The sequence below is a fragment of the Leucobacter sp. M11 genome (assembly GCF_035726885.1).
GTDB lineage: Bacteria > Actinomycetota > Actinomycetes > Actinomycetales > Microbacteriaceae > JAPFRB01.
Genome location: NZ_JAPFRB010000004.1, coordinates 270,994 through 271,473 on the forward strand (window position 1 = coordinate 270,994; position 480 = coordinate 271,473).

The window sequence follows — 480 nt, forward strand, 5'->3', positions numbered from 1 at the left end:
CTGCCACCGGCGCGGTGCCCACGACTCCCGTGGGCACCGCGCCGTGCCTAGATCACGTAGTAGGCGGGATCGTGGCCCTCGTCGCCGCGGTTCTCGTCGTCGCGGCCTGCGCCCACGCCGCTGTCATTCACGCCGCTGTCATCCACGCCACTGACATCCGCGCCGCTCTCGTCACCACGGCTCTCGTCACCACGGCTCTCGCTCCCCGCGGCCGGAGCCGCACCGGGGGCCCCGCGCCGCGGGCGAATCTGCGCCGGGATGCCGACGAGGGTGGACCAGGCGGGGGCGGAGCGCACGACGACGGCGTTTGCGCCGACCGCGCTGTCCGGGCCGATCTCGATGTCGCCGAGGAGCTTCGCCCCGGCCCCGAGGATCACGCGGTCGCCGATCGTGGGGTGCCGCTTCACCGGCTCCGAGCTCGTCCCGCCGAGCGTGACCCCGTGATAGAGGTGCACGTCATCGCCGACGACCGCGGTCTCC

At 74.0% G+C, this 480-nt stretch carries 1 protein-coding gene; it reads right to left on the reverse strand.

The window, feature by feature from the left end:
- Nucleotides 1-47: 47 nt before the first annotated feature.
- A partial coding sequence (locus tag OOT08_RS13315; protein WP_442916250.1) for a serine O-acetyltransferase occupies nucleotides 48-480 on the reverse strand: 433 nt, incomplete at its 5' end.